General features: G+C 70.7%; 14 protein-coding genes and 1 pseudogene. 7 read left to right on the top strand and 8 right to left on the bottom strand.

The annotated features are described in order from the left end of the window. Positions 1 to 5: 5 nt before the first annotated feature. From HDA41_RS07910 to HDA41_RS07885, 6 genes are all read right to left on the bottom strand, one after another. Positions 6 to 992 carry a PAC2 family protein gene (locus HDA41_RS07910; RefSeq protein ID WP_184982000.1) on the bottom strand — a complete coding sequence of 329 codons (987 nt, stop codon included), beginning with the start codon at positions 990 to 992 and terminating at the stop codon, positions 6 to 8. 157 nt (positions 993 to 1149) lie between these two features. After that, positions 1150 to 1821 (bottom strand): FadR/GntR family transcriptional regulator, encoded by a 672-nt coding sequence (locus HDA41_RS07905; RefSeq protein ID WP_184981998.1) that lies wholly within the window; start codon positions 1819 to 1821, stop codon positions 1150 to 1152. A gap of 151 nt (positions 1822 to 1972) precedes the next feature. Then, complete coding sequence (locus tag HDA41_RS07900) at positions 1973 to 3589, bottom strand: glycerol-3-phosphate dehydrogenase/oxidase (RefSeq protein ID WP_184981996.1); 1617 nt, start codon at positions 3587 to 3589, stop codon at positions 1973 to 1975. An 8-nt stretch (positions 3590 to 3597) separates the two neighbouring features. Continuing rightward, positions 3598 to 5136: a glycerol kinase GlpK gene (gene glpK, locus HDA41_RS07895; protein WP_184981994.1), complete on the bottom strand. Its 1539-nt coding sequence runs from the start codon at positions 5134 to 5136 to the stop codon at positions 3598 to 3600. Between the two features lie 83 nt (positions 5137 to 5219). Continuing rightward, complete coding sequence (locus HDA41_RS07890; RefSeq protein WP_184981992.1) at positions 5220 to 6014, bottom strand: MIP/aquaporin family protein; 795 nt, start codon at positions 6012 to 6014, stop codon at positions 5220 to 5222. 268 nt (positions 6015 to 6282) lie between these two features. Next, positions 6283 to 7056: an IclR family transcriptional regulator gene (locus tag HDA41_RS07885; RefSeq protein ID WP_184981990.1), complete on the bottom strand. Its 774-nt coding sequence runs from the start codon at positions 7054 to 7056 to the stop codon at positions 6283 to 6285. Positions 7057 to 7405: 349 nt separating this feature from the next. On the opposite strand from HDA41_RS07885, the gene metH reads away from it, so the two are divergent. From metH to HDA41_RS07865, 4 genes are all read left to right on the top strand, one after another. Next, on the top strand, positions 7406 to 10927 hold the full coding sequence (gene metH / locus HDA41_RS07880) for a methionine synthase (RefSeq protein WP_184981988.1): 3522 nt from the start codon (positions 7406 to 7408) through the stop codon (positions 10925 to 10927). 169 nt (positions 10928 to 11096) lie between these two features. Then, entirely contained in the window at positions 11097 to 11798 is a 702-nt protein-coding gene (locus tag HDA41_RS07875) for an HAD family hydrolase (protein WP_184981986.1), read from the top strand. Between the two features lie 409 nt (positions 11799 to 12207). Further along, the gene (locus HDA41_RS07870; protein ID WP_184981984.1) at positions 12208 to 13812 is read left to right on the top strand and encodes an ABC transporter substrate-binding protein; all 1605 of its coding nucleotides are present in this window, start codon (positions 12208 to 12210) and stop codon (positions 13810 to 13812) included. 107 nt (positions 13813 to 13919) lie between these two features. After that, a complete protein-coding gene (locus tag HDA41_RS07865; RefSeq protein WP_184981982.1) occupies positions 13920 to 15503 on the top strand; it encodes an ABC transporter substrate-binding protein in 1584 nt (527 codons plus the stop codon). Between the two features lie 69 nt (positions 15504 to 15572). Here HDA41_RS07865 and HDA41_RS07860 read toward each other — a convergent pair whose 3' ends face one another. Continuing rightward, positions 15573 to 16244 carry a response regulator gene (locus HDA41_RS07860; RefSeq protein ID WP_184981980.1) on the bottom strand — a complete coding sequence of 224 codons (672 nt, stop codon included), beginning with the start codon at positions 16242 to 16244 and terminating at the stop codon, positions 15573 to 15575. A 14-nt stretch (positions 16245 to 16258) separates the two neighbouring features. Beyond that, positions 16259 to 17258, bottom strand: a pseudogene (locus tag HDA41_RS07855) (RecB family exonuclease). Between the two features lie 909 nt (positions 17259 to 18167). Between HDA41_RS07855 and HDA41_RS40600 the strand changes: the two are divergent. The 3 genes from HDA41_RS40600 to HDA41_RS07840 all read left to right on the top strand — a co-directional run bounded on the left by HDA41_RS40600 (position 18168) and on the right by HDA41_RS07840 (position 21483). Continuing rightward, positions 18168 to 19616 carry a site-2 protease family protein gene (locus HDA41_RS40600; protein ID WP_417812829.1) on the top strand — a complete coding sequence of 483 codons (1449 nt, stop codon included), beginning with the start codon at positions 18168 to 18170 and terminating at the stop codon, positions 19614 to 19616. A gap of 38 nt (positions 19617 to 19654) precedes the next feature. Next, positions 19655 to 20557, top strand: a complete 903-nt coding sequence (locus HDA41_RS07845) for a tRNA (adenine-N1)-methyltransferase (RefSeq protein WP_184981976.1) — start codon at positions 19655 to 19657, stop codon at positions 20555 to 20557. A 347-nt stretch (positions 20558 to 20904) separates the two neighbouring features. Beyond that, positions 20905 to 21483 (top strand): hypothetical protein, encoded by a 579-nt coding sequence (locus tag HDA41_RS07840; RefSeq protein WP_184981974.1) that lies wholly within the window; start codon positions 20905 to 20907, stop codon positions 21481 to 21483. Positions 21484 to 21504: the final 21 nt, after the last annotated feature.

The raw sequence follows: 21504 nt of genomic DNA, 5'->3' as shown, positions 1-21504 counted from the left end.
CCTGCTCAGTCCTCCGACGACTCCTCGTCGTCGTCCGTGCCCGGCTTGGGTGGCTTCGGCGGGCGGGTACGGCCGCTGGGGTTGTCCCGCAGGTACGACGTGCTGTCGCTGCCGTCCGCCGTGGCGTGCCCGCCGGAGGCGGGCGGTCCGCCGCCGTCGTGGCGGCGCAGGTAGCGCTCGAACTCGCGGGCGATCGCCTCGCCCGACGCCTCCGGCAGCTCCGCGGTGTCCCGGGCCTCCTCCAGCGACTGGACGTACTCGGCGACCTCGCTGTCCTCGGCGGCCAGCTGGTCCACGCCGACCTGCCAGGCGCGCGCGTCCTCGGGCAGCTCGCCCAGCGGGATGCGCACGTCGATCAGGTCCTCCAGGCGGTTCAGGAGGGCCAGCGTGGCCTTCGGGTTCGGCGGCTGCGACACGTAGTGCGGCACCGCCGCCCACAGCGAGACGGCCGGCACGCCCGCGTGCGTGCACGCTTCCTGGAGGACGCCGACGATGCCCGTGGGCCCCTCGTACTTGGTCTCCTCCAAGTCCATGCGGCGGGCCAGGTCCGGGTCGGACGTCGTCCCGCTGATCGGAACAGGACGGGTGTGCGGGGTGTCACCGAGCAGGGCGCCCAGGACGACCACCAGTTCCACGCCCAGTTCGTGGGCGAAGCCGAGCAGTTCGTTGCAGAACGACCGCCACCGCATGGACGGTTCGATGCCCCGGACGAGAACCAGGTCGCGTGGCTTGTCCCCGCCGACCCGGACCACCGACAACCTTGTCGTCGGCCATGTGATCTTGCGGACGCCGGCTTCCATGAACACCGTGGGGCGGTTCACCTGGAAGTCGTAGTAGTCCTCGGCGTCCAGCGCCGCGAAGACCTCGCCCTTCCACTCCCTGTCCAGATGCGCGACCGCGGTGGAGGCGGCGTCGCCGGCATCGTTCCAGCCTTCGAACGCGGCCACCATGACCGGGTCGATCAGCTCGGGAACCCCCTCGAGCTCGATCACCCAGCGCCTCCTTCCGACGTGCCCTCGCGTACCCCCCAACCTTACGGCGTGCCAAGGGGGCGCCCGCAGCCCCCTTGCAGGGGGAGTGACCCCATCACTGCCCCGCGATCCACCCCTGAACACACCGGATTCATCCGAGCTGTCCGTGAGGCCCTGGTCACAGCGTGGAACGCAGCCACTGCTCCACGCTCGCGATGTGCACCGTCGCCCAGGAACGCGCCGCCTCGGCGTCCCGGTCCCGCAGGGCCGCGACGATCGCCCGGTGCTCGCGCAGGGTGCGGCCGACCGCGTCCTCCTGGGTCAGACCGCGCCAGATCCGGGCGCGGGTGGTGGGGCCCGACAACCCGTCGAGCAGCGAGCACAACACGGAGTTGCCCGAGCTCTGCACGATGCCCCGGTGGAACTCCAGGTCGCAGGCGACGAGATCCTCCACGGACGGGTCCTCGCCGAGCTTGTCCAGCTGGGCCGTCAGCGCGTCCAGTTGCTGCTCGCTGATCCGCAGGGCCGCCATGGCCGTAGCGGCGGGCTCCAGGATGCGGCGTACGGCCAGGAACTCCAGGACCGTGTCGTCGCGGTGGAAGTCCACGACGAAGCTCAGGGCTTCCAGGAGGAGTTGCGGATCGAGGCTGGTGACGTACGTGCCGTCGCCCTGCCGGACGTCCAGGATCCGGATGAGGGACAGGGCGCGTACGGCCTCCCGCAGGGAGTTGCGGGACAGGCCGAGGTCGGCGGCGAGTTCGCTCTCCTTGGGCAGCCGGTCGCCCGGCCGCAGCGCGCCGGAGACGATCATGTCCTTGATCTTCACGATCGCCTCGTCGGTGACTGCCATGGTCGGCCTCCCTGTCGCTCAAGACCTCCGACGTATCAGGTCATTATGGGGGTCCCGAACGGCGTCGGGAACGCGGAGGCGTCGGGAACGCGGGAGGGGCGGCTCCGTCGGCGTGGAACCGCCCCTCCCGTCAACCGGGTCCCCGGGGTGCCTACTTCTTGTCGAGCAGGTCCTGGACCTTGGCGCGGATGTCGTCCGTGGCCAGGCCGCGGATCGTCAGCGTCGTGCGGCGGCGCAGCACGTCGTCCTGCGTCTCGGCCCACTCGTGGTCCCGGGCCCAGACGACCTGCGCCCAGATCTCCGGGGCGTCGGGGTGGACGCGCTCGGCGAGCTCGGGGCTCTCGTTGGCCAGGCGGGCGATGTCGAAGGCGAGGGAGCCGTAGTGCGTGGCCAGGTGCCTTGCGGTGTCGGCGCCCATGCGCGGGCCGGGCGCCGGGCGGTCGGTCAGCAGCCGGTGGGCGACCGCGCGCGGATTGGCGATGCCGGGCAGCGGCAGCCTCTTCGGCAGCGAGCTGATGGGCTCGAAGTCGTCGCCCAGGGGGTGGCCCGGCAGCGACTCCAGCTTCTTCATGATCGTACGGCCGATGTGGCGGAAGGTGGTCCACTTGCCGCCCGCGACGGACAGCATGCCGCCCTTGCCCTCGGTCACCACCGTCTCGCGCTTGGCCTTCGAGGTGTCGCCGGGGCCGCCCGGCAGCACGCGCAGACCGGCGAAGGCGTACGTGATGAGGTCGCGGTTCAGCTGCTGGTCACGGACGGAGAAGGCGGCCTCGTCGAGGATCTGGGATATGTCCCTCTCGGTGACCGCGACGTCCGCCGGGTCGCCCTCGAACTCCTCGTCGGTGGTGCCGAGCAGCAGCATGTCCTCCCAGGGGAGGGCGAAGGTGATGCGGTACTTGTCGATCGGGGTCGCGAGCGCGGCCTTCCAGGGGGAGGTGCGCTTCAGGACCAGGTGCGCACCCTTCGACAGGCGGATGGACGGCGCGGAGTTCGCGTCCTCCATCTTCCGCAGATGGTCGACCCACGGGCCGGTCGCGTTCAGCACCAGCCGGGCGTTGACGCCGAACTCGTCACCGGAGAGGCGGTCCTTCAGCTCGGCGCCCGTGACGCGGCCCTGGGTGAAGCGCAGGCCCGTCACCTCGGCGTGGTTGAGGACGACCGCGCCCGCCTCCACGGCCGCGCGGACCGTCATCAGCGCCATGCGCGCGTCGTTCATCTGGTCGTCGCCGTACACGGCCACGGCCTTGAGGTTCTCGGTGCGCAGCTCGGGCACGTCCTGCGCGGCCTTGGCCGGCGAGAGCAGGTGCCCGACGCCGTCACCGAAGGCCGACAGCGCGGAGTAGGCGAAGACGCCCGCCCCGAGCTTCGCCGCGCCGTGGGGCCCGCCCTTGTAGACGGGGAGGTAGAACGTGAGCGGGTTCGCCAGGTGGGGGGCCACCTGCCGGGAGACCGCACGGCGCTCGAAGTGGTTCTCCGCCACCAGCTTCACGGCCCCGGTCTGGAGGTAGCGCAGACCGCCGTGGAGCAGCTTGGAGGAGGCGGAGGAGGTGGCACCGGCGAAGTCGCCGGCGTCGACCAGAGCCACCCTGAGGCCGGACTGCGCGGCGTGCCAGGCGGTGGAGATGCCCAGGATGCCGCCGCCGATCACGAGAAGGTCGTACGACGCCTTGGCGAGCTGCTCCCTGGTCTCGGCTCGGCTCGGGTTCGAGCCGGAGGCCGGGTGCGTCCCCAGGGCAGGCACGGACTGCAGGGTGGACTGACTGGTCATGCGGTTTCTTACTCCTCGTCCTCGAGCCAGCCCATGGTCCGCTCGACGGCCTTGAGCCAGTTCTTGTACTCACGGGCGCGGGTGTCCGCGTCCATGCGGGGGGTCCACTCGGCGGCCCGGCGCCAGTTGGCGCGCAGGTCGTCGGTGCTGTTCCAGAAGCCGACGGCGAGACCGGCGGCGTAGGCGGCGCCGAGGCAGGTGGTCTCCGCGACCATGGGGCGCACCACGGGGGCGTCCACGAAGTCGGCGAGGGTCTGCATCAGCAGGTTGTTGGAGGTCATGCCGCCGTCGACCTTGAGGGCGGCCAGCTCGACGCCGGAGTCCTTCGTCATGGCGTCGGCGATCTCGCGCGTCTGCCAGGCGGTGGCCTCCAGGACGGCACGCGCCAGGTGCGCCTTGGTGACGTACCGGGTCAGGCCGGCGATCACACCGCGGGCGTCGGAGCGCCAGTACGGGGCGAACAGGCCGGAGAAGGCCGGGACGAAGTAGGCGCCGCCGTTGTCCTCCACCGACAGCGCGAGCGTCTCGATCTCGGCGGCGGTGGAGATCAGGCCCATCTGGTCGCGCATCCACTGCACCAGCGAGCCGGTGACGGCGATCGAGCCCTCCAGGGCGTAGACCGTGTCCTGGTCGCCGATCTTGTAGCCGACGGTGGTCAGCAGGCCGCTGTAGGAGTTGATGATCTTGTCACCGGTGTTCATCACCATGAAGGTGCCGGTGCCGTAGGTCGACTTGGTCTCGCCCTCGGCGAAACAGGTCTGGCCGAACAGGGCCGCCTGCTGGTCGCCGAGCGCGGAGGCGACCGGGATGCCGCCGAGCAGGTCGCCCAGCTTGCCGCCGGTGATCTCGCCGTAGACCTCGGCGGAGGAGCGGATCTCGGGCAGGATCTGCTTCGGGACGCCGATGGACTCGCAGATCTTGTCGTCCCACTGCATGGTGTGCAGGTTCATGAGCATCGTGCGGGAGGCGTTGGTGACGTCCGTGACGTGCTTGCCGCCGTCGGTACCGCCGGTCAGGTTCCAGATGACCCAGCTGTCCATGGTGCCGAAGAGGATGTCGCCCGCCTCGGCGCGCTCCTTCAGCCCGTCGACGTTGTCGAGCAGCCAGCGGGCCTTCGGACCGGCGAAGTAGGAGGCGAGGGGGAGGCCCGTCTCGCGGCGGAAGCGGTCCTGGCCGACGTTGCGGCCGAGCTCGCGGCACAGGGCGTCGGTGCGGGTGTCCTGCCAGACGATGGCGTTGTGGACGGGCTCACCGGTGTTCCTGTCCCACAGCACGGTCGTCTCGCGCTGGTTGGTGATGCCGATGGCCTTGATGTCGTCACGGGTGATGCCGGCCTTCTCGATGGCCCCGGCGACGACCTCCTGGACGTTGGTCCAGATCTCCGTGGCGTCGTGCTCGACCCAGCCCGGCTTGGGGAAGATCTGCTCGTGTTCCTTCTGGTCGACGGAGACGATCCGGCCGTCGCGGTCGAAGACGATGCAGCGGGAAGAGGTGGTGCCCTGGTCGATGGCGGCGATGAAGGGGCCGGCGGTGTGCGCGTCGGTCACTGTGTGCTCCTGGAAGTTCCGTGTTTATGGGGCTTTACGTACGGCGCGTGCCGAGAGTTTCGCAAAGGGCGCGAGGATCGCTCCTAGGCGAACGCGACGTTGTAGATGCCTGCCGCGATGGCGCCGCCGATCAGCGGACCCACCACGGGGACCCAGGCGTAGCCCCAGTCGGAGCCGCCCTTGTTGGGCAGGGGCAGCAGGGCGTGCACGATGCGCGGACCGAGGTCACGGGCCGGGTTGATCGCGTAGCCCGTCGGGCCGCCGAGGGACAGGCCGATGGAGACCACCACGAGCGCGGTGATCAGGGCGCCCAGGGTGCCCAGGCCGTTGCCCTTGTCGTTCAGGCCCTGGGTGAGCACGGCGAGCACCAGCACGACGGTGCCGATGATCTCCGTGGCGACGTTCTGCCAGGCGACCCGGACCTCGGGCCCGGTGGAGAAGACGCCCAGCACGGGGCCGGCGCCCTTCTCCTGGGCCTCGACGGCCTTGGCCGTGGTGGCCTGCGCGCCCGGACCGCCGACGATCTCCCGGTCGGTGAGGTGGGCGTGGAACTGGCCGTAGTAGGCGATCCAGACCAGGGCGGCACCGATCATGGCGCCGAGGATCTGTCCGGCCCAGTAGACCGGGACGTTCTTCCAGTCGCCGTCCTTGATCGCGAGCGCCAGGGTCACGGCGGGGTTCAGATGGGCGCCGGACAGCGGCGCCGTGGTGTAGACCGCCGTGAGCACCGCGAAGCCCCACCCGAAGGTGATGGCGAGCCAGCCGGCGTTGCGGGCCTTGGAAGCCTTCAGTGTGACGGCGGCGCAGACTCCGCCGCCGAGGAGGATGAGTATGGCGGTACCGATGGTCTCGCCGATGAAGATGTCGGAGCTGGACACCCGCGACTCCTTTGTCCTTCGTCCAGGGGTGAAGTTCTAATACCGGCCTGGCGTTGTCACACTCTAGCGCGTATTGCCGGTAGCTGTTCGACAATGTCGACCGATGGACGGGAGTCTTGCTTCGGCGTTACAAGCACGTCAAGGTCTGTGTCGCCGATAACACGATCGTTACTGATCGCCGCGGCCTCGTGGATCTCCGAGGGCCGGTGAGCAGGGGCATGTCGAGGACCGGAACGCCGCTGCGGCGCCCCGGTCTCCCCGTGTCCCGTCAGAACCGCCCGGCGCCCAGGTCCCGCGACACCGCGCGGGCGCAGTCCCGGACCGCCGCGATCAGCTCGGGGCGCAGCGCTGCCTGTTCGTCGGACCGGCACAGCCGCTCCACGGCGCCGGTGATGCCGACCGCGCCGACCGGCATGCGCCGCCGGTCGTGGATGGGCGCGGCGAGGGAGGCGACGCCCTCCCAGGTCTCCTCGACGTCCGCCGCGTAACCGCGAGCGCGGGTGAGGTCGAGGATGTGCTCGAAGGCCTCCGACTCGCACGCGGTCCGGTCGGTGAACGGCTTGCGGTCGGACTCCAGGGCCTCGCTGTGCGCCACCGGGTCGTACGCGCAGAGCACCTTGCCCAGAGCTGTGGAATGCAGCGGCTGCATGGCCCCGATCTCCAGGACCTGCCGGCTGTCGTCGGGCCGGAAGACGTGGTGCACGATCAGCACGCCCTGCTGGTGCAGGACGCCCAGGTAGACGCTCTCACCGCTGGACCGGGCCAGGTCGTCGGTCCACACCAGGGCGCGCGCCCGCAGCTCGTGGACGTCGAGGTAGGTGGTGCCCAGGCGCAGCAGCTCCGCGCCGAGCTGGTAGCGCCCGGAGGCGTCGTCCTGCTCCACGAAGCCCTCCTGCTGGAGGGTGCGCAGTATGCCGTGGGCGGTGCCCTTGGCCAGACCCAGCGACGAGGCGATGTCCGACAGGCCGAGCCGCCGCTCGCCGCCCCCGAGCAGCCGCAGCATCGCGGCCGCCCGTTCGAGCGACTGGATGTTCCGTGCCATCGCCGTCCTGCCTCCGTCCCCTTCGGCCGCCGACACGCGGCGCCCGCAGCCCTTGTTCGGCAATGCCGAACACTACCGGTCGTTGCCGACCTCTCGCTAATGGCGGGTGCCATTTTGTTGCGGCGGCGGGTCGCCCAGTGGCGCAGCGGCGCCGCGCCGCGGTGCGTCACCTCCGGCTCATCAGTGGCACAAGGCCTCAGGGACGCCATGCGCGTCCGCCTCGTGGACGCCCTGCCCATCCGGGCGCCCTCCCGGTTACGCTGGCGCCGTGCGCCTTTCCCCGGGATGCCCTCCGCGTGTCCGGGCAGCCGCATAGCCGACAGCCGTCGCACTCGAGGGAGCCCCTTATATGGCCTCGTTGCCACCGACCCCTTCCGCAGACAGCCGGACCCGTGTGTCCGCCCTCCGAGAGGCCCTGGCCGCCCGTGTGGTCGTGGCCGACGGGGCCATGGGCACCATGCTCCAGGCGCAGGACCCGACGCTCGAGGACTTCGAGAATCTCGAAGGCTGCAACGAGATCCTCAACGTGACCCGGCCGGACATCGTCCGTTCCGTCCACGACGCGTACTTCGCGGTCGGCGTCGACTGCGTCGAGACCAACACCTTCGGCGCCAACCACACGGCCGCGGCGGAGTACGAGGTCGCCGACCGGGTGCACGAGCTGTCCGAGGCGGGTGCCCGGATCGCCCGCGAGGTGGCCGACGAGTACGCCGCCCGGGACGGCCGGCCGCGCTGGGTGCTCGGCTCGATCGGCCCCGGCACCAAGCTGCCCACGCTCGGCCACGTCACCTACGGCACCATCCGCGACGGCTACCAGGCCAACGCCGAGGGCCTGCTCGCGGGCGGCGCGGACGCGCTGCTCGTGGAGACCACGCAGGACCTGCTCCAGACGAAGGCCTCCGTCCTCGGCGCCCGCCGGGCCATGGAGGCCACCGGCGTCGAGGTGCCCCTGCTGTGCTCGATGGCCTTCGAGACCACCGGCACCATGCTGCTCGGCTCCGAGATCGGCGCGGCCCTGACCGCGCTGGAGCCCCTCGGTATCGACATGATCGGCCTGAACTGCTCCACCGGCCCGGCCGAGATGAGCGAGCACCTGCGCTACCTGACGCGCCACTCCCGCATCCCGCTGCTGTGCATGCCGAACGCCGGCCTGCCGATCCTCACCAAGGACGGCGCCCACTTCCCGCTCGACCCCGAGGGCCTGGCCGACGCCCAGCAGAACTTCGTCCGGGACTACGGCCTGTCCCTGGTCGGCGGCTGCTGCGGCACCACCCCCGAGCACCTGCGCCAGCTGGTCGAGCGCGTCCGGGACGTCACCCCGACCGAGCGCTCTCCGCAGCCCGAGCCGGGGGCGGCGTCGCTGTACCAGTCGGTGCCGTTCCGGCAGGACACCTCCTACCTGGCGATCGGCGAGCGGACGAACGCCAACGGCTCGAAGAAGTTCCGCGAGGCCATGCTGGAGGGCCGCTGGGACGACTGCGTCGAGATGGCCCGCGAGCAGATCCGCGAGGGCGCGCACATGCTCGACCTGTGCGTGGACTACGTCGGCCGTGACGGTGTGGCCGACATGGAGGAGCTGGCCGGGCGTTTCGCCACCGCCTCCACGCTGCCGATCGTGCTGGACTCCACCGAGGTCGACGTCATCAAGGCGGGCCTGGAGAAGCTCGGCGGCCGCGCGGTGATCAACTCGGTGAACTACGAGGACGGCGACGGCCCCGAGTCCCGCTTCGCCAAGGTCACCCAGCTCGCCAGGGAGCACGGCGCCGCCCTCATCGCGCTGACCATCGACGAGGAGGGCCAGGCCCGCACGGCCGAGAAGAAGGTCGAGATCGCCGAACGGCTCATCGACGACCTCACCGGCAACTGGGGCATCCACGAGGAGGACATCCTCGTCGACTGCCTGACCTTCACCATCTGCACCGGCCAGGAGGAGTCCCGCAAGGACGGCATCGCCACGATCGAGGGCATCCGCGAGCTGAAGCGGCGCCACCCGAAGGTGCAGACGACGCTGGGCCTGTCCAACATCTCCTTCGGCCTCAACCCGGCCGCCCGCATCCTGCTGAACTCCGTCTTCCTCGACGAGTGCGTCAAGGCGGGCCTGGACTCGGCGATCGTGCACGCGAGCAAGATCCTGCCGATCGCCCGCTTCTCCGAGGAAGAGGTCCGGACGGCTCTGGACCTCATCTACGACCGCCGCGCCGAGGGCTACGACCCGCTCCAGAAGCTCATGCAGCTCTTCGAGGGCGCCACCGCCAAGTCCCTCAAGGCCGGCAAGGCCGAGGAACTGGCCGCGCTGCCGCTGGACGAGCGCCTGAAGCGGCGCATCATCGACGGCGAGAAGAACGGCCTGGAAGCCGACCTCGACGAGGCCCTGCAGTCCCGCCCGGCGCTGGACATCGTCAACGACACCCTGCTGGAGGGCATGAAGGTCGTCGGCGAGCTGTTCGGCTCCGGCCAGATGCAGCTGCCGTTCGTCCTGCAGTCCGCCGAGGTGATGAAGACGGCCGTCGCCCACCTCGAACCGCACATGGAGAAGGTCGAGGGCGACGAGGCGGGCAAGGGCACCATCGTGCTGGCCACCGTGCGCGGCGATGTGCACGACATCGGCAAGAACCTCGTCGACATCATCCTGACCAACAACGGCTACAACGTCGTCAACCTGGGCATCAAGCAGCCCGTCTCCGCGATCCTGGACGCCGCCGAGGAGCACAAGGCCGACGTCATCGGCATGTCCGGCCTCCTGGTCAAGTCCACCGTGATCATGAAGGAGAACCTGGAGGAGCTGAACAGCCGGGGACTTGCCGCCCGCTTCCCGGTGATCCTCGGCGGCGCCGCCCTGACTCGCGCCTACGTCGAGCAGGACCTGCACGAGATCTACCAGGGCGAGGTCCGCTACGCCCGCGACGCCTTCGAGGGCCTGCGCCTCATGGACGCCCTGATCGGCGTCAAGCGGGGCGTGCCCGGCGCGAAGCTGCCCGAGCTGAAGCAGCGCCGCGTGCGGGCCACTGCCCCGGCCGCCGTCGAGGAGCGACCCGGGGAGGGGCACGTCCGCTCCGACGTCGCCACCGACAACCCCGTCCCCGAGCCGCCCTTCCGCGGCACTCGCGTGATCAAGGGCATCCAGCTCAAGGAGTACGCGAGCTGGCTCGACGAGGGCGCCCTGTTCAAGGGGCAGTGGGGCCTGAAGCAGGCCCGCACCGGCGAGGGCCCGTCGTACGAGGAACTCGTCGAGACCGAGGGCCGGCCCCGGCTGCGCGGGCTGCTGGACAAGCTCCAGACGGAGAACCTGCTGGAGGCGGCCGTGGTCTACGGCTACTTCCCGTGCGTCTCCAAGGACGACGACCTGATCATCCTGGACGAGCAGGGCAACGAGCGCACCCGCTTCACCTTCCCGCGCCAGCGCCGCGGCCGGCGTCTGTGCCTGGCCGACTTCTTCCGCCCGGAGGAGTCCGGCGAGACGGACGTCGTGGGCCTCCAGGTCGTCACCGTCGGCTCGCGCATCGGCGAGGAGACCGCGCGTCTGTTCGAGTCCAACGCCTATCGCGACTACCTGGAACTGCACGGCCTGTCCGTGCAGTTGGCCGAGGCGCTCGCCGAGTACTGGCACGCGCGCGTGCGCTCCGAACTCGGCTTCGCCGGCGAGGACCCGGACGAGATGCAGGGCATGTTCGAACTGAAGTACCGGGGCGCCCGCTTCTCCCTCGGCTACGGCGCCTGCCCCAACCTGGAGGACCGCGCGAAGATCGCCGACCTGCTCCAGCCGGAGCGCATCGGCGTCCACCTGTCCGAGGAGTTCCAGCTGCACCCCGAGCAGTCCACGGACGCCATCGTGATCCACCACCCGGAGGCGAAGTACTTCAACGCCCGCTGAGCCGCCCCACCGGGCACACGCCACAACGGCCCCCGGCGTACACACGGTGTGCCCGGGGGCACAGCGGTTAAACGAGCACTTCCTCCGCGCACGACGTAGACTGGTCGGTCCACTGCAGGCCGGTTCCCATGTGGGAACCGGCCTGATCGTCCCTCAAGGAGGTAGGTGGATGACCAGTACGGTTCCCGCGCTCGGTACACGTACGGCCGAAGGCTCGGCGCTGCAGGCCGTGCTCCTCGACATGGACGGCACCCTGGTGGACACGGAGGGCTTCTGGTGGGACGTCGAGGTCGAGGTCTTCGCCTCCCTCGGCCACATGCTCGACGAGTCCTGGCGCCATGTCGTGGTCGGCGGCCCCATGACCCGCAGCGCGGGGTTCCTGATCGAGGTCACCGGCGCGGACATCACCCTCGACGAGCTCACGGTGCTCCTGAACGACGGCTTCGAGGACCGTATCGGCCGCGCCCTGCCGCTGATGCCCGGCGCCGGACGGCTGCTGGCCGAACTGTACGAGTACGAGATCCCCACGGCCCTGGTCTCCGCCTCGCACCGGCGCATCATCGACCGGGTGCTGACCTCCCTGGGCGCACACCACTTCGCCCTGACGGTGGCCGGTGACGAGGTGCCGCGCACCAAGCCCCACCCCGACCCGTACCTGGCGGCCGCCGCCGGACTCGGCGCCGACCCCGCCCGGTGCGCCGTCATCGAGGACACCGCGACCGGAGTCGCCGCAGCCGAGGCCGCGGGCTGCCGGGTCGTGGCGGTGCCCTCCGTGGCCCCCATCGCCCCGGCCCTGAGGCGTACGGTCGTCACCTCTCTCGAAGAGGTCGACCTGACATTTCTGCACGGCCTGATGACGGAAATGCGCTAGGTGTTCACCCAGCGTGCAGCGGCGTTAGGGCGGTAATTCGGAAGGTGAATTCGAACTCTTCCGGACGGCCGAATTCCCGGACCCTCGAACCCGTTTACGGGTGTGACGTTCCCCACGTGATCCGGATTCGACAGCAGGGTCGGCGTGTGCTGCACACCCCCTTTGAGGGGCCGCCGACGTGCCCTTGTGTCCCGATTGGTCAAGCGCTGCACCAAAGCTTCCGCTGTCGGTTTTTCGGTGTGTCCACGCCCGGTTTCGCAGCGTGATGGGTGCTCAACTCCGGTGTCTGCGAACCCTGCTGCCGACCGCGACTAATCTCGTCGCGAGAACATCGCCCCACCCCCGTGATCCGCTGCGCCACCCCTGCATGCCGGGTACACGGAGTCGACAGCTCTGGAGAAACTCGAGCATGAACCGCAAGACTTTGGTGCTGCCGGCCGTGATCGGCCTGCTCGCGCCGGTGCTCGCCGCCTGCGGCGGGTCCGACAGCGGGAGTGACAGCGGCGACGCGATCGTCGTCGGCACCACGGACCGGTTCACCGCCTCGAAGGACGCCCCCGCGCCCCTGGACCCGGCGTACGCCTATGACGTCGGCACCTGGAACATCCTGCGCCAGACCGTGCAGACCCTGATGATCCAGCCGCGCGGCGAGGGCGAGCCGGTACCGGAGGCCGCCGAGCGCTGCGGCTTCACCGACACCGGCAACGAGCGCTACGCCTGCACCCTGCGCGACGGCCTGAAGTTCGCGAACGGCGACGCCGTCACGGCGGCCGACGTCAAGTACTCCATCGACCGGGCCCGTTCCCTCAAGGCCGACAGCGGCGTGTTCGCGCTGCTGTCCACCATCGACACCGTCGAGACGCAGGGCGACCACGAGGTCATCTTCCACCTCAAGACCGCCGACGCGACCTTCCCGTACAAGCTGTCGACACCGGTCGCCGGCATCGTCGACCCCGACGAGTACCCGAAGAACAAGCTGCGCGACGGCTTCGACCTCCAGGGCTCCGGCCCGTACACCCTCAAGGCCGAGGTCGAGAACAACGAGATGGTCAAGGCCCAGTTCACCCGGAACCCCGACTACAAGGGGAGTCTGAAGGTGAACAACAGCAAGATCGACATGGTCTCCTTCAAGGACGCCGACGCCATGGGCACGGCGCTGGACAAGGGGGACATCGACCTGATGACCCGCACCATGTCGCCGGAGCAGATCCGCAAGCTCTCGGGCGACGCGGACACCGACATCGACCTCGTCGAGATGCCCGGCCTGGAGATCCGCTACCTGGGCTTCAACACCGACGCCCCGACCGTGAAGTCCAAGGCCGTACGCCAGGCGATGGCCCAGGTCGTCAACCGCAGCGAACTGGTCTCCAAGGTCTACGGCTCCCAGGCCGAGCCGCTGTACTCGCTCGTCCCGGCCACCGTCACCGGCCACTCCAACTCGTTCTTCAACAAGTACGGCGACCCGAACGTCACCAAGGCCCGCTCCCTGCTCGACCGAGCCGGCGTGACCACCCCGGTGAAGCTGACGCTGCACTACACGACCGACCACTACGGTCCCGCCACCAAGCAGGAGTTCGCGGTCCTCCGCGACCAGCTGAACTCCAGCGGCCTGTTCGACGTCAGCATCAAGGGCACCCCGTGGAACACGTTCCGCCCGGCAGAGAAGAAGGGCGAGTACGACGTCTACGGCATGGGCTGGTTCCCGGACTTCCCGGACGCCGACAACTTCCTCGCGCCGTTCCTCGACGCCGACAACACCCTCGGCTCGCCGTACGACAACAGCAGGATCCGCAACACCCTGATCCCGGAGTCCCGCCGTGAGGCGGACCGGCTGTCCGCCACCACCAGCCTGACGGACATTCAGGACATCGTCGCCTCCGACGTGCCGATGCTGCCGCTGTGGCAGGGCAAGCAGTACGTCGCCGCGCGCGACGACATCACGGGTACCGCGTACGCGCTCAACTCCTCGTCGACGCTCCAGCTGTGGGAGCTCGGCCGGGGCGTGAGTGGCTGACGGACCCGCTGGGACCCCGGGGCGGTGATCGCTGCCCCCGGGAAACCGTGCCCCGGAGCCAGGGACGTGCTCCGGGTGTTCTCGAGAACCGACGACAAGGCACACACGTGAACATGCGCAACCAGTGGCCGGTCCTGCCCATCGTGGCGGGGCTCGCCTCCGGCCTGCTGACCGGCTGTGGCACGGAGACCGGAGACTCCGCGGGGGACGGCTCCAACGTGGTGGTGGGGATGTCCGACGACGTCCTGGCCACGGACCCGGCCTCCGGCTACGATCCCGGCTCCTGGCTGTTGTTCAACAACGTCTTCCAGTCGCTGCTCAGCTTCCCCAAGGGCGCCACGGAACCCCAGCCGGAGGCCGCCGAGAGCTGCTCCTTCAGCGACACGCAGACCACGGTCTACAAGTGCACGCTCAAGGACGGCCTCAAGTTCAGCAACGGTGACCCGCTCACCTCGGAGGACGTCAAGTTTTCCTTCGACCGCATGCTGAAGATCAACGACCCCGACGGGCCCGCGATCATGTTCCCCACGCTGGAGAAGGTCGAGACACCGGACGAGAAGACGGTCGTCTTCCGGCTCAACACGGCCGACGCCACCTTCCCGAGCAAGATCGCCTCGGGTGCCGGTTCCATCGTCGACCACCGCCAGTACGACGCGGACGGGCTGCGCAAGGACGGCAAGGCCGTCGGCTCCGGCCCTTACCAACTCGACTCGATCGACGACGAGCAGGCCGTCTTCTCCGTCAACGAGAACTACAAGGGCACCGCCGAGGTGAAGAACACCGGCGTGACGCTCAAGTTCTTCGACGGCGACCAGACGGCCCTGAAGCAGGCCATCCAGAACGAGGAAGTCGACATCGCCTACCGCGGCCTGACCGCCGGTGACATCGCCGACATGGAGAAGGCCGACGACGGCACCGGCGTCGAGGTCGTCGAGGGCAGCAGCGCCGAGGTCCAGCACCTGGTGTTCAACATGGACGACCCGGTCGCCGGAAAGCTCGGCGTCCGCAAGGCCATCGCCCATCTGCTCGACCGCGAAGCCCTCATCAGGGACATCTACCAGGGCACGGCGACCCCGCTGTACTCGATCGTCCCGGCCGGTATCGCCGGCCACAACACGGCCTTCTTCGACACCTACGGAGCCCGCCCCTCCAAGGCCAAGGCCCAGGCCGCGCTGCGCGAGGACGGCATCAACGGCAAGGTGAAGCTGACCCTGTGGTCGACGCCGTCCCGCTACGGCCCCGCCACCGACCAGGAGTTGACGGCCATCGCCGGCCAGCTCAACGCCAGCGGCCTGTTCGACGCCGACGTCAAGTCCGTCCCCTTCGGGCAGTACGAGAAGGACATCGCGGCCGGCAAGTACGGCGTCTACGTGAAGGGCTGGGTGCCGGACTACCCGGACGCCGACAACTTCACGGCCCCCTTCTTCGGCAAGGGCAACGTGCTGGGCAACAACTACGACAACAGCACGATCACCGGCTCGCTCATCCCGCGCACCGCCGCCCTGACCAACCGTGCCTCCACCGACAAGGAATTCGGGGAGCTGCAGGACATCGTCGCCGACGAACTGCCCGTCCTGCCGGTGTGGCAGGCCAAGCAGTACGCGGTCGTCCGCGACGGCGTCTACGGCCTGGAGTACTGCCTCGACGCGTCCACCGTGTTCCGCTTCTGGGAGCTGAGCAAGGACTCCTGACGCACACGTGTGAAGAGGGTGCCCCCTGCTCGGCAGGGGGCACCCTCTTCGTGTTCCGGGTGGGCGGGTCTACTGCGCGCCGGGGCGCACCAGCCCGCTCTCGTAGGCGTACACCGCGGCCTGCACGCGGTCGCGCAGGCCCAGCTTGGTGAGCACGTGCCCGACGTGCGTCTTGACGGTGGTCTCGCTGACGAACAGATCGGCGGCGATCTCGGCGTTGGACAACCCGCGCGCCACCAGCTTCAGCACCTCGACCTCGCGGTCGGTGAGCGTGTGCAGCGCGTCCGGCACGGGTTCCTCGCCCGACGGCAGATGCGTGGCGTACTTGTCGAGCAGCCGCCTGGTGATGCTCGGCGCGAGCATCGCCTCGCCCGCGGCCACGACCCGGATCGCCTGCACCAGCTCGTTGGCCGGGGCGTCCTTCAGCAGGAAACCGCTGGCACCGGCCCGCAGGGCCTCCACCACGTACTCGTCGAGGTCGAAGGTGGTCAGCACCAGGACCTTCGCCGGACCGTCCCGCCCGGGGCCGGTGATCTGCCGGGTCGCCTCCACACCGTCCATCCGCGGCATGCGGATGTCCATCAGGACCACGTCGGGCTGGAGCGCCCGCACCTGGTCGAGCGCCTGGAGGCCGTCTCCGGCCTCGCCGACGACCGCGAGGTCCTGCTCGGCCTCCAGGATCATCCGGAAGCCCGTACGGAGCAGGGGCTGGTCGTCGACCAGTAGGACGCGGATGGCCACGTAAGTCTCCTTCGCTAGTCCGGCCCCATTCTGCCCTGCGCGAGGCCGCCGGACTCAGCCGCCCTGACCGGTCACCCTCAACGGCAGCGGGTACGGCGGGGGAGTGCCGCCGAACTCCGGGCAGTGGGCCTGGTGGTCGCACCAGCCGCACAGCTTCGTGGGGCGCGGCCGCCAGTCGCCCGTCTCGGTCGCCAGCCGGATCGCCTCCCACAGCGCGAGCAGCTTGCGCTCGACCCGCTGCAGGTCGGCGAGGACGGGGTCGTACGTCAGCACCTCGCCGCTGCCGAGGTAGACCAGCTGGAGCCGCCTCGGGACCACGTTCTTCAACCGCCAGACGACGAGGGCGTAGAACTTCATCTGGAACAGGGCGCCCTCGGAGTACTCGGGCCTGGGGGCCTTCCCCGTCTTGTAGTCGACGATCCGCACCTCACCCGTGGGCGCGACATCGACCCGGTCGATGATGCCGCGCAGCCGCAGCCCGGACTCCAGCTCGGCCTCGACGAACAGCTCCCGCTCGGCCGGCTCCAGCCGGCTGGGGTCCTCCAGGCTGAACCAGCGCTCGACGAGCTGCTCGGCCTCGCCCAGCCAGCGCGCCAGCCGCTCGCCCTGCGGATCGTCGGCGAACAGCTCCACGACCTCCGGCCGCGTCTCCCGCAGCCGGTCCCACTGGCCCGGGATCAGCGACTTCGCCCGGGGCGCCGTGCGCTCGGCCGCCGGGGCGTCGAAGAGGCGTTCCAGGACCGCGTGCACCAGCGTGCCCCTGGTCGCGGCCTCGCTCGGCTTCTCCGGCAGCCGGTCGATGACCCGGAAGCGGTAGAGCAGCGGGCACTGCATGAAGTCACTGGCACGCGAGGGGGACAGCGAGGCGGGCGCTATGGCGGTGGGCGCGGTCTCGGCCGCCGTCTCCACCGCCGTCTCGATGACCGCCTCCACGGACCCGGCCGGTACCGGCGGATCCACCGCCGCGGCAGGGTTGCTGTCGGGCTGCGCCGCGCCCTCGGTGCTCGTCTCCATGCCCCAGACCATACGGCCCGCCACTGACAGTGACCCAGCCGCGGTCACGCGGCGGGCGTGAGTGAGGAGGCGGGGTGGAGGGAAACTCAGGGGTGCCGGGGCGGAACGCGCCTCGACGGACGCATACCATCGACTCGAGACCCTCCCGTCCGGCAGGCGGGAGACGCTTCGAACGAGGGGACACCGGTGGACGAGAGCGGCGGGCGCGGGCAGCCGCGGTCCGGCAACGAGGAGTCGGCGGAGCGCCACGCGGGGCCTGCGGCCCGGGCCACCGACCCCACCTCCGCCGACGAACAGTCCACGGACGTACGGCGGTTCACCCCCACGAGCGACGACGACGCCCCTGCCGCGACGCCGCCGCCCCGGCCGGACGACAGCCCGGCCCCGCAGACACCCGCCCCGGAGCCCGACCAGGCCAACGATGCCGACCACCCGGCCGTGCAACCAGAAGACCCGACGCCCGGCCAGTCCCCGCACGCCCCCGCCGACGGCTCCTCGAACCGCCCCCCGCAAGCCTCACCCCAGAACCACCCCGACCGCCCCGCGTCCCATGCCCTGCGTGAGGCCCCGGACGGCGGCGAGTACGACGGCAGCACCCGGCCGAAGGGCGACGCGCACGGGGACCGCTCTGCGTCGGATGCCGTGCGGGAGGCCCCGGACGGCGGCGAGTACGACGGCAGCGGCCGGCCGGAGGGCGACGCACAGGCGGACCGCCTTGCGTCCGATGCCGTGCACAAGGCCCCGGCTGAGGACGAGCACGACGGCAGCACCCGCCCGGAGGGCGACACGCACGCCGACGACCGCCCTGCGTCCGATGCCCTGCGCAAGGCCCCCACCGAGGACGAGCACGCCGGCAGCGCCCGCCCGGAGGGCGACGCGCACGCCGACGACGGCCCGGCGTCCGATGCCGTGCACAAGGCCCCGGCTGGCGGCGAGTACGACAGCAGCGCCCGCCCGGAGGGCGACGCGCACCCCGGCCGCCCGGCGTCGAATGCCCTGCACAAGGCTCCAGCCCACGGCGAGCACGGCGGCAGCGGTTCGGGGGAGGGCGACGCGCACCCCGACCGTGCCTACGCCACCGGTCCGCACGCGGCCTCTGCCGCGGGCGAGCCCGAGGCGAGCAGCCGGCACACCGCCCCCGGCATCGGTGACCGCCCCCTCGCGCACTCCGCGGACGGCAAGGGCCCCGCGCCCCAGCGCCCCCCGGAGCCGCGAGGCGGACTGCTGATGGGGCGGCCGTTCGGCGTGCCCGTCTACGTCGCGCCCAGCTGGTTCCTCGTCGCCGCGTTGATCACCTGGGTGTTCGGCGGGCAGCTGGAGCGCGTGCTGCCCGAACTCGGCGCCGCCCGCTACCTGGTCTCCCTGTTCTTCGCGGTCGCCTTCTACGCGTCCGTGCTGGTGCACGAGCTGGCCCACACGGTCGCCGCCCTCCGCTTCAAGCTCCCGGTCCGCCGCATCCAGCTCCAGTTCTTCGGCGGCGTCTCCGAGATCGAGAAGGAGGCCGAGACCCCCGGACGGGAGTTCGTGCTCGCCTTCGTCGGGCCGCTGCTCTCCCTCGTCCTGGCCGGCCTCTTCTACGCCGCCATGCAGACCGTGGAGCCCGGGACCGTCCCCGGCGTCCTGCTGGCCGGCCTGATGATCTCCAACCTCATCGTGGCCGCCTTCAACCTCCTGCCCGGCCTGCCCCTCGACGGCGGCCGCATGCTCCGCGCGGTCGTCTGGAAGATCACCGGCAAGCCGATGACCGGCACCGTCGCCGCCGCCTGGGTCGGCCGCGCCCTCGCCGTCTCGGTCCTGATCGGCCTGCCCCTGCTGACCCAGTCCGGCGCCCTCGGCACCGAGGCCGTGGACAACGTCGGCATGGACACCGTCCTGGACGCCCTGCTCGCCGCCATCCTCGCCGCGATCATCTGGACCGGCGCGGGCAACAGCCTGCGCATGGCCCGTCTGCGCGAGCACCTCCCCGATCTGCGCGCCCGTGCGCTCACCCGCCGTGCCGTCCCGGTCGAGACCCACACCCCGCTCTCGGAGGCCCTGCGCCGCGCCAACGCCGCCGGCGCCCGAGCCCTGGTCGTGGTCGACGCCCACGGCGACCCCGTCTCCCTCGTCCGCGAGGCCGCCATCGCCGGCGTTCCCGAACACCGCCGCCCCTGGGTCGCGGTCAGCGGCCTCGCCCAGGATCTGACCGACGGCATGCGCGTCTCGGCGGAACTGTCGGGCGAGGAGCTCCTGGACGCCCTCCGGGCGACCCCCGCGACCGAGTACCTGGTGGTGGAGGAGACCGGCGAGATCTACGGCGTCCTGTCGGCGGCCGATGTGGAGCGGGCCTTCGTGAAGGCCATGGCCCGCCCCTCCTAGTGGTCGGAGGCCCCCTCAGGTGCCGGTAGGCTGGTCACATGTCCGAACCGACCGGTGCCGCCCGCAGGCGCGGGCCCTTCAAGGTCGGGGACCAGGTACAGCTGACCGACCCCAAGGGCCGCCACTACACGTTCACGCTCGAGGCCGGGAAGAACTTCCACACCCACAAGGGTTCCTTCCCGCACGACGAACTGATCGGTGCTCCCGAGGGCAGCGTTGTCCGCACCACGGGAAACGTCGCCTACCTCGCGCTGCGCCCCCTGCTCCCCGACTACGTCCTGTCCATGCCCCGCGGCGCCGCCGTGGTCTACCCCAAGGACGCGGGGCAGATCCTCGCCTTCGCCGACATCTTCCCCGGCGCCCGCGTCGTGGAGGCCGGCGTCGGCTCCGGCTCGCTCAGCAGCTTCCTGCTGCGGGCCATCGGCGACCAGGGCATGCTGCACAGCTACGAGCGCCGCGCGGACTTCGCCGAGATCGCCCAGGCGAACGTGGAGCGCTACTTCGGCGGCCCGCACCCCGCCTGGCAGCTCACCGTCGGCGACCTTCAGGACAACCTGTCCGACAGCGACGTGGACCGCGTCATCCTCGACATGCTCGCCCCCTGGGAGTGCCTGGAGGCCGTCTCCAAGGCGCTGGTCCCCGGCGGCATCCTGTGCTGCTACGTGGCGACCACCACCCAGCTCGCCCGGACCGTCGAGTCCATCCGGGAGATCGGCTGCTTCAACGAGCCGACCTCCTGGGAGACGATGATCCGCAACTGGCACATCGAGGGCCTGGCCGTCCGCCCGGACCACCGGATGATCGGCCACACCGGCTTCCTGCTCACCGCCCGCCGCCTGGCCGACGGCGTCGAGCCGCCCATGCGCCGCCGCCGCCCCGCCAAGGGCGCCTACGGCGAGGACTACGCCGGCCCCAACGCCGACGGCGGCACCGGCCGCTGAGACACCCCGCCACCCCGCACAACGCGCAGGCGCCGCGGCGGAGTTCCCGGACCCGTCCGAACTCCGCCACGGCGCCTTACTGTTGCCCCCGGACTGCCGCGGCGGGTGAGCCAGCCGGTGTCCCCCTTGACCTGAAACAGGCCCTCCGCGGCCCGCCTTGCCGACCAGACGCGGGCCGGCAGCGACCCGCGCCGTCACGTGCGGGCTGACACGGCGGCAGGAACCGTAACCCTTCCGACTTCCCCGGCGCGGGACGTGCACACCCCCGCCGTTCCCTCGCGGTGTGACGTGTGGCACCATGCTGGCCACCCCACCACCACCGGCACAGCCCTCAGGAGACACTCCTAGTGCAGCCTTCCGCCGTCCCGGAGCTCGCCCACACCCACACCCGCCCCATCCACTGGCTCGCGACCGCCACGGCCGTCGCCGGCGTCGTGGCCCTCTCCTCGTTCCTCCAGCCGGGCGCTGCCACGGCGGCCCAGGCGGCCGGCCCCGCGACCAGAAGCGCGCCGGCGAACGCGACAGCGCCCGACCCGGCCGCGGTGGAGTTCCCCATCGAGTGCGGCCCGGTGAAGGCCCTGGTGGAGAAGAAGGCCTCCGGCGACCTCGACGGCGACGGCAAACCCGAGACGGTGGCCGTCGTCCACTGCAACTCCCCGATGGGCACCCCGCCGGACGGCGTGTACGTCCTCACCCGGCGCGGCGACGGCGGCGAACCGCGCGTGGTGGCGACCCTGCTCGACCCCAAGGACGGCACGACCGTCAGTGACTTCGCCGTACGTGACGGCGCCGTCACGGCCACGCTCCTCGGCTACTCGTCGTCCGACGTGCCGCGTTGCTGCCCCGATGTGCGCAGCGACGTGAAATGGCGTTGGCGGAACGGCGCGTTCATGCGCTCCGCACCGGCCGGTGCCCGCAGCGTGTGAGGCTCGCGCGCCCGCGTGTGA

This window comes from Streptomyces caelestis, assembly GCF_014205255.1.
In the GTDB taxonomy this organism is placed as follows: Bacteria; Actinomycetota; Actinomycetes; order Streptomycetales; family Streptomycetaceae; genus Streptomyces; species Streptomyces caelestis.
The sequence above is the reverse complement of the archived record's forward strand: the minus strand, read 5'-3'. Positions and strand labels throughout refer to the sequence as shown.